We start from the raw sequence: 6274 nt of genomic DNA on the forward strand, positions 1-6274 counted from the left end.
CCTCGCCTTCCGCCCCCGCCGCGCCGGGCGGCCCCCCTTCCGCGGCGGATGACGCCGACCCCTACCTCCAGGCCGTGCGCCGGGAGCTGGAGCGCTAAGCCATGCAGCCTCAGCCTACGAACTGGTTGCCCGGAATCATCGTCCTCTCCGTGGCCTTCGTCGCCGCCGCCGCGTGGCTGCTCTACATGCGCAGCCGGGGCGCCATCGCCGCCACCCCGCCCGAGCCGTCCAAGGACGGCGTGCTCGACGACTTGAGCCAGCGCGCCCAGTCCCTCATCGACCAGCTCCGCGCGCTGGAGGCCGACAAGCACAACCTGGCCCCCGAGCAGTACGCCACGGAGAAGTCCCGCCTGGAGCGCGAGGCCGCCGGCGCCCTGCGCGCCAAGGACGAGCACCTCAAGCGCAAGGCCACCTCCAGCGGCGACGGCCGCCCCCGCGCCCGCGAGCTGCCCGCGCCCACCGGTTGGTCCGCGCGCAACCCCCAGCTGTCCGGCGCGCTGTGGGGCGCCGGCATCGTCCTGTTCTTCGGCGGCCTGGGCTACCTGCTCGTCTCCGAGCAGCAGACCCGCGTCGACGGCCAGGAGGCCACCGGCCGCATGCCCCCAGGCGCCGCCGGCGGCCAGCAGGCGCAGCAGGGCGGCATGGGAGAGTCACAGGACCCGGAGCTCGCCCAGGCCCGCGCGCGGCTGGAGTCCAACCCGGGCGACCTGGACGCCGCGTCCATGCTCAGCCACGAGCTCATCCGCCGCCAGCAGTTCGAGGAGGCCGCGCAGGTGACGGCCAAGGGGCTCGCGGTGGACCCGTTCCACGTCGAGCTGCGCGTGCACCGCGGCGTGCTGCGCGCCACCCAGGGCGACCTCCAGGGCGCCGAGGCCGAGCTGACCGAGCTGGTCAACACCTGGCCCGACGCGCAGGAGGCCCTCATCTTCCTGGGCAGCCTGGCCCTGCGCCGCGACGACAAGCAGAAGGCCCTGGAGCACTTCGAGCGCTTCTCCGTCGAGGTGCCGCGCAACATGCAGCCGCCCCAGCTGGGGCCCGCCATCGCCCAGCTCCGGGCCGACATCGCCAACGTGCCCTGAAACACGGCTCACGTAACCCAGTCACTACGGTTTATCCGGGTCTGATGTCATCTCCGTGGTAGACATGTCTCGCCGTCCCCCCGTCGTTGGTAGGGAGCTCGACATGTTCAAGTACTCCGCGAAGCTGGCCTGTGTCGTCGCGTTGGTCCTGAGTGGTTGTGGTGGTGCCCCGGAGCAGCAGCCGCCGTCCGAGACGGAGACGCTCGAGTCGAGCGAGCAGGGCCTCATCTGGGCCTGCGACGGCCGCCGCTCCTTCAACCGCTACTGGACGGTGAACGGCGTCGAGGTGGGTCGCGAGTACTGCGACTGCGACGGCACGCTGACCGAGTTCGGCACGCTGTCGGGCCGCTACTCGCAGACGCTCAACTTCTACTGCCGCTAGTCGCACCCATCGGCGCCCCGCTTCATTCCGGGGCGCCGACCCGACGCTGGGTCAGTGCACCGCCGCGCGGCGCCGACGCAGCCGGCGGACCCGCTCCACCCACGTGCCCGGCAGCACCTGCTTGACGGCGTTGCGGGCCTTGCGCGCCAGCTCCTCCGCGCGCGAGTACCACTGTCCCGCCTTCGTGCCCGAGTGCACGCGCACCGACACCGTGCGCCGCTGCTTCGACACCCAGTCGGACTTGTACGTCTCCGTGCCGCGCAGGAAGTCGTACTCCGTGAGCCCCGCCGCCAGCGCGTCCTTGAAGCTCTCCCCCACCAGCACCAGGCCCACGCTGCGGTTGCGCCACTCCGGGTCGTAGCCGGACTGGAAGTACACGAAGCGGTGGCCGTGGACGATGCCGTACACGGACGCCACGGCCTTGCCGCCCACCTTCATCGTGTACAGCCACAGCCGGCCGCGCTCGGCCAGCCACTGCGTGGCGTCACGGTGGAAGGCCTCCACGCCCGTGCCCTTGATGCCCTGGGAGCCGCCGTCCTCCGCCCACCGGGCCGAGTGCAGCCGGAAGAAGTCCGTCATCGGCCCGGCCAGCTCGCCCGGCGCCTCCGTGCGCTCGATGCGGTAGCCCTCCTGCTTCTCCAGCCACTTGCGCCGGCGCAGGTAGTTGTCGCGCCGGCCCGTGCGCTTGAGGAACGCGTCGAACGGCTCGCGCGGGTCCAGCACGTCGTAGGGACACACGTACCGCTCCGACAGCCGCACGTCGTGCCCGTGGAACACCTCGCGCAGCACGTCCACCGTGACGGAGTCCTCTCGCAGGTCCGTCAGGTCCAGCACGTCCCACTCCTCGCGCAGCGCCACCAGCATCCGCGCGAAGGACTCCGCCACGTCGCGCTCCAGCCCGCGCCGCGCCACCACGTCCAGGTAGTCGCTGCCCACGTGCGTCTCGCCCAGGAAGCCCAGGCGACGCACCGGCACGCCCGCCACGCGGCGCGTCTCCAGGCCCAGCGGCAACAGCCCCACCAGCGTGCCCGCCGCGTCGCGCGCGGTGAGCACCAACGGACGCCGCTGGGGCGCGATGCGCCGACACCACGGATACAGCCACTCCCACGCATTGAAGGGGCCCGCGTCACTGGCATCCAGCAGCGCGTCCCACTCGGCCCTCATCCCCGCCAGCGCGGACAGACTGCCCACGGCGCTCACGTCCAGCCGCCGCGCGGCCTTGGGCCCCTGCCTCAGCTCGTCCTCGCGAATCACCGTCCCGCCTCCTCGAAGGGGAACAACGCCCCTCCCAACCCCACCGTCCGGCTCAACCCGCGCGCTTCTTCGACCGATTCTCCGACCGCACCGCGTCGCGCACCACCGACGCCACGTCCGCCATGACCTCCGGCGACAGGTCCTGGTGACACGGAATCTCCACGATGCTGCGCCGCAGCTGCGCCACCTCCGGGAAGGCCCCCGCGTCACACGCCGGATGGAAGCGCTTCCAGAAGTCGATGGCGTCGATGCCCTTCGCCCTCAGCCGCGCCAGCACCTCCGCCTTCTCCTGCACCACCATCGGGTAGAACAGCGGGCAGGTCCCCGCCGGCAGCTGGTTGAACAGCGGCGTCGACACGTCGCGCAGCCGGCCCAGCAGGTAGAAGTAGTTGCGACGGCGCTTCTCGACGATGGACTCCAAATCCTGCGCCAAGGCAATGCGCCTGGTCAGCGGGCTCATGCCCAGGTCCACGTGCTTGCGGTCGAAGTGCTGCGTGCCCGTGGCCACCCGCTCGATGCTCGCCGCCTTCACCGTGCCGTGCCCCACCGTGCGCACCAGCCCGCGCAGGCCGCGGCCCACCGCGCCGCCGCGCAGCTCCAGGTTCTGCAACAGCGCGGACACCGTGTGGCTGAACGTCGACGCGGACGGCGGCGCCGGAGGCTCCGGCAGGCTGTACGAGCGCGGCCCGTTCACCACCAGCGCGCCCCCGTTGGGCACCGGCAGCGTCTTGTACAGACAGAAGATGCCCACGTCGCCCGTCGTCCCCAGCGGCACCGCGCCGTCGGACGAGAGCAGGGACAGCGCGCAGTCCTCGATGAGCACCAGCCCGTGCCGGTCGGCCAGCTTGCGCATCTCAGCGGCCGGGCCGGGGAAGCCCGCGTAGTGCGTCAGGTACAGCGCCTTCGTCTTCGGGGTGATGCGCCGGGCCACGTCCTCCAGGTCCACGTCCCAGCGGCTGCCCACGCGGTAGAAGCGCGGCGTCGCGCCCGCGTCCACCAGCGCCTCCACCTCCACGCCGTGGTGGTAGGAGGGCATCAGCACCTCGCCGTTGTCCAACCCCAGCATCTTCACCGTCAGCCACACCGCGTTGCGGGCGAAGTAGAAGTAGCGGACGTTGGGCGAGGAGAACGGCGGAAGCGAGCCGGGCCTCGGCTTGGACACCAGCATGTGGGGCCACAGCGTGGGCAGCGACGGAACGAACAGCCGGCCCGAGGGAGTCATCGCTTCCATTTCGCCACCACCTCTTTCACCGCGGGGGTCCACCGGAACTTCGCCGCGCACAGCGCCCGGCCGAAGGCGGAGTCATTGAAGATGTAGAGCCAGGTGTGGCGCCGGACCTGGTCCGTCCAGTCGCGCTTCCACACCATGTCCGGCCCCAGGAAGTCGAACTCGCCGAGCTTCCGGTCGATGCACGTCCCCACCACCTCCTCCATCAGGAGCTGGCCGGGGCTGCACTCGCGCAATTGCTCGTCGTAGCCGGGCTTGAGCAGGAAGTAGCGCCCGCCGTGCTCCAGGCCGTAGTGGAAGGCCACCGGCCGGCCGTCCAGCCGCAGGAAGTACAGCGCCAGCTTCCCCCGGTACGCCGCGTCGCGCGCCAGCTCCGTGTAGAAGCCCCGCGTCGCGGTGTCCTGCGCCATGGCCGTGCCGCGCTCGCCCTTCCAGCCGCTCTGCTCCAGCAGGAAGCCCTCCTCCAGCGTGCCCTCCAGGCCCGGGCCGCCGTCCACCCGCTCGAAGGTGACCTTCCCCTTCTCCTCGAGCTTGCGGCGACGACGCCTGCAGTTCGCCTTGAACTTGGACTGGAGCGACGCCTGGAACTTCTCGCGCGTGCCCGGCAGCGGGATGTACGGCGACTGGAGCGACTCCCACGCGCCCACCGGCATGCGGGCCGCCTGCGCCGCCGCGTGCAGCCGCCACGCCGCGCCGCCGTCCGGCACGTCCGTCAACCGCAGCACGTCCCACCCACCCCGCTGACGCAGGTGGGACAGGAACATCGCGGCGGCCGCGTCCGGCTCGCGGGCCAGCAGGTCGAACCGGCAGGAGTGCGTGTTCGCCGCCGCGGAGAGCTGGCGCACCGGCACGCCATACAGATTCGTACGCTCCTCCCACAGGGGCAGCGCGGCGGAGAGCTGGCCTTCGCTGTTTCGCAGCGTCAGCACGCGCAGCCGCGCCCCCGGCGCGAAGTTGTCCAGCCAGATGCGGATGAACTCGTGGCGGTAGAACAGCTCGTCCGTCGTGGCCTCGACGAGCGCGTTCCACTCCGACTCCAGGGCCATGAAGGCCGCGCGGTCATCGACTTCGACGACACGCGGCCCGGGACTGCTCAGGGTTGCTTCCATGTTCGGGCGCCCAAGGTGGTGATGGGGTTGCTCGGCTACAAGCCGCTGCGCGCCATCTTCAGCAGGCAGGCGGCGACCTTGCGGCTGTCGTGTCGGATCCTGGACCCCTCCTTCAGGAGGTCCGCCCGCACCGGCACCACGCCCGCGGCGATGAGCTCGCGCGTGTCCACGTTCACCGTGAACGAGCCGCGCCGCCCGTAGCGCCGCATGGCCTCCGGCGAGGGCTCCGTGCCATTGACGAGCACCGCGTCCAGCACCGGCCCCACGTGCTCGCGCACCGCCTGCACGTGGTCCAGGCAGGACATGCCGTCCGTCTCACCCGGCTGCGTCATCAGGTTCGCCACCATGACCTTCAGCGCGCGCGTCTCCTTCAGCGCCTGGGCCACGCCGTCCACCAAGAGGTTGGGCAGCAGGCTCGAGTACAGCGAGCCCGGGCCAATCACCACCAGGTCCGCGGCGTAGATGGCCTCCAGGAGGCCGTCCACCGGCGGCGGAGAGCGCGGGCTCAGGGACACCTTGCGCACCCGGCCCTGGGCCCGGCAGATGTTGCGCTCGCCGACCACTTCCGTGTCGTCGTGCATCTGCGCCACCAGCTGCACCGAGGCGAGCGTGCACGGCAGCACGTTGCCCCGCGCGCCGAGCAGCTCCCCGGACATGCGCACCGCCTCCAGGAAGTCGCCCTTCAGCTCCGCGAGCGCGGCGATGAGCAGGTTGCCCACCGCGTGCCCGGCCAGGCCGCGCGCCCCGCCGAAGCGGAACTGGAACACGTCCTTGAGCGCGCTCTTGCCGCCGGCGAGCGCCACCAGGCAGTTGCGGATGTCACCGGGCGGCAGCGCGCCGTGCAGCCGGCGCAGGCGCCCGGAGCTGCCACCGTCGTCGCTCATGGCCACCACCGCGGTGATGTCCACCCCCGGATCTCCCGCCTTCGGCGTCGCGCGCCGCGCCAGGCCCCGGAGCACCATGGGCAGCCCCGTGCCGCCGCCGATGGCGACGATGCGCGTGGGCCGGTCCACCTGGGACTGCAACAGCTCGTTGCGCTCCGTCTCCCGCTCCCGCTCGCGCTCCCGACGGGCACGCGCTTCCTCCCACGACTCCGGGAGCGGCGAATCCATGTCCATCCCCACCATGTCCCAACCCCCATCCACGACGCCCGACCCGCCACCCCTGGCGGGTCGGGCGTCGTGGATGGGGGTTGGGACATGGTGGGGATGGACATGGATTC

At 71.6% G+C, this 6274-nt stretch carries 6 protein-coding genes; 2 read left to right on the top strand and 4 right to left on the bottom strand.

The genetic code is table 11. The features are described from left to right. Positions 1–101: 101 nt before the first annotated feature. Together FL311_RS40060 and FL311_RS40065 are read left to right on the top strand one after the other, a co-directional pair. Positions 102–1079 carry a tetratricopeptide repeat protein gene (locus tag FL311_RS40060; protein WP_141332906.1) on the top strand — a complete coding sequence of 326 codons (978 nt, stop codon included), beginning with the start codon at positions 102–104 and terminating at the stop codon, positions 1077–1079. Positions 1080–1182: 103 nt separating this feature from the next. Further along, complete coding sequence (locus FL311_RS40065) at positions 1183–1461, top strand: hypothetical protein (RefSeq protein WP_141332907.1); 279 nt, start codon at positions 1183–1185, stop codon at positions 1459–1461. Between the two features lie 51 nt (positions 1462–1512). Here the strand turns inward: FL311_RS40065 and FL311_RS40070 are convergent, their stop codons facing one another. Genes FL311_RS40070 through yvcK form a run of 4 tightly spaced genes read right to left on the bottom strand, consistent with a single transcriptional unit; the run spans position 1513 to position 6179 of the window. Continuing rightward, positions 1513–2715, bottom strand: a complete 1203-nt coding sequence (locus FL311_RS40070) for a GNAT family N-acetyltransferase (RefSeq protein ID WP_141332908.1) — start codon at positions 2713–2715, stop codon at positions 1513–1515. 52 nt (positions 2716–2767) lie between these two features. Continuing rightward, complete coding sequence (locus FL311_RS40075; protein WP_141332911.1) at positions 2768–3937, bottom strand: DegT/DnrJ/EryC1/StrS family aminotransferase; 1170 nt, start codon at positions 3935–3937, stop codon at positions 2768–2770. Next, positions 3934–5052 carry a GNAT family N-acetyltransferase gene (locus FL311_RS40080; protein ID WP_141332909.1) on the bottom strand — a complete coding sequence of 373 codons (1119 nt, stop codon included), beginning with the start codon at positions 5050–5052 and terminating at the stop codon, positions 3934–3936. The genes FL311_RS40075 and FL311_RS40080 overlap by 4 nt, the downstream gene beginning before the upstream one ends. 35 nt (positions 5053–5087) lie before the next feature. Then, positions 5088–6179 (bottom strand): gluconeogenesis factor YvcK family protein, encoded by a 1092-nt coding sequence (yvcK, locus tag FL311_RS40085; protein ID WP_141332910.1) that lies wholly within the window; start codon positions 6177–6179, stop codon positions 5088–5090. Positions 6180–6274: the final 95 nt, after the last annotated feature.

Source organism: Myxococcus sp. AB025B (genome assembly GCF_006518215.1).
Lineage (GTDB): Bacteria > Myxococcota > Myxococcia > Myxococcales > Myxococcaceae > Myxococcus > Myxococcus fulvus.